Origin of the sequence: Parvibaculum sp., assembly GCF_035511255.1 — a bacterium.
Taxonomy (GTDB): Bacteria; Pseudomonadota; Alphaproteobacteria; order Parvibaculales; family Parvibaculaceae; genus Parvibaculum.
On the sequence record NZ_DATKFR010000059.1, the window covers coordinates 1 to 2072 of the forward strand.

General features: G+C 65.6%; 2 protein-coding genes. Both read right to left on the reverse strand.

Annotated elements, in window-relative coordinates; all coding sequences use genetic code 11:
- Window positions 1–972 (reverse strand): phosphotransferase family protein (locus VMR03_RS02000; RefSeq protein ID WP_325401762.1); only part of this gene is annotated, 972 nt, incomplete at its 3' end.
- A gap of 137 nt (window positions 973–1109) precedes the next feature.
- The coding region (locus VMR03_RS02005) for an alcohol dehydrogenase catalytic domain-containing protein (RefSeq protein WP_325401764.1) at window positions 1110–2072 on the reverse strand (963 nt) is incomplete at its 5' end.

The following is a 2072-nucleotide window of genomic DNA, read 5'->3' on the forward strand; positions in this document are numbered from 1 at the left end:
GGCGCGCGCATGCGTCCCTTCGAGGATGATGCCAAGCTTGTAGCAGGCGAGCACCGCATACCACTCGATGGCGGAGAGGTCGCGCGACGATCCCTCGGCATAGCGGGCGACCAGCTCCCGCGCGGTCGGAAACCCGTCCCAAGGCTCGATGCCGACGGAACCCGCCGTGCCCCGGCCCTTGGCATCCGGCCAGGTCGCCATCAGCCAGCCGAGGTCGATCAGCGGATCGCCGATCGTGGTGAGTTCCCAGTCGACGATCGCCGCGAGCTCAGGCCCGTCGAACCGGTACATGACATTGGCCAGATGATAATCGCCGTGGATGATGCCGGGCGTGAATGAGGCGGGCCTGTTCGCATCGAGCCAGTCCGCGACCCTGTCGATGCCCGGAATATCGCTGGGCCCTGGCCAACCCTCATATTCGCGATAGGAGTCGAGCTGCGAGCGCCAGCGCTTCACCTGCCGTTCGAGATAGTTCTCCACCTTCCCGAGATCGGAAAGCCCCGCCGCCACATGATCGACGCGGCCGAGCGCCGCCGCGCCGTCGGCAATCGCGAGTCCCATGCGATGCCGGATCTTCGGATCGCCCCCATGAAGCATCGGCAGCCTGACCGTCGCATTGAAGCCGTCGACGGGCTCCATCAGGTAGAAGGCCGCGCCGAGGACCTCCTCGTCCGGACAAGCCGCGATCAATCCCGGATGCGGCACGTCGCTGCCCTTGAGCGCGCCGAGCACGCGCGCCTCGCGGCGCATCGTCTCGCTGCCGTTCATATGCGGCCGGTGCGGCGGACGGCGCAGCACGAAGCTGCGGCCGCCGCGTTTGAACTTCAGCAGGATGTTCTGCGTCCCGCCCGCGAGCGGTGTCACATCCACCAGCGGACCGCGCTCGAGCCCCTGCCCGTCCATCCAGTCGCGGAGCCTCTCGAGATCGACGAGATCGGTCCAGCTTTCGAGTGCCATGTTTGCCTTACCCAATAAACCTCATCCTGAGGAGCGAACCGAAGGTTCGCGTTTCGAAAGATGGCTTCGACCTCCGGGGCCTCGTCCTTCGAGACGCCGCCTGCGGCGGCTCCTCAGGATGAGGATTGAAGGTCGTTCGTGGACTCATACGCTCAAGGCACCATCACGGTCTTCAACGCGCCCTTCTGACGCGCATCGAAGAGGCGATAGGCTTCCGCGCCTTCGGACAGGCTCAACTCATGCGTGATGAATTTTTCCGGCGTGAGACGCCCGCCGCGGATCAGCGGGATCAGGTCGGGCCAGTGCGATTGCACCGAGCAGGTGCCGATGTGGAAGGTCAGGCCCTTCATGAAGGCGAGACCCATCGGGAAGGCGAAGTCGCGCGTCTGGTTCACGCCAATGGCCGAGACGTGGCCGCGCTTGCCCGCCAGCATGATCGCCATCTTGATCGTCGCGTCCGCGCCGACCGCTTCGACGACACTCTCCAGACCCTGCCCCTTCGTCGCTTCGGCGACGACCTCCAGCGCGTTTGCGCCATCGACCGGCGTCGCGCCGAGCGAGGCTGCGATCTCGCGGCGTTCGGGCACGAGATCAATGGCGAAGACTTCCGACGCGCCGAGGACGAAACAGCTTTGCACCGCCATCAGACCGATGGGCCCGAGGCCGACGACGCCGACTTTCGCGCCCGGACGGATGTTGGCGTTGACGCAACCGAACCAGGCCGTCGGCAGATTGTCGGTAAGCAACAACGCCTGATCGGTGCTGATCCCTTCCGGGATCGGCCGCGCGTTGAAATCCGCCATCGGCACGCGAATGCCTTCGGCCTGGCAACCTTCGAGCTTGTGGCTGAGCCCGTAGCAGCCCGCGCCGCCCGTCTCGCAATGATTGATGTTGCCGGCAAGGCAGGACGCGCAGGAGCCGCAACCGACGGCCGCCGACAGCATCACCTTGTCCCCGGCCTTCAGGCGGCGAATGCCGCGACCGACTTCCACAACCTCGCCCACCGCCTCGTGGCCGACGCAGAAGCCGAGATCCGGGCTGAAGCCTTCGCCGTGATAGATGTGCAGATCGCTTCCGCAGATGCCGCATTTGTCCATCTTGACGATGGCGTCGGT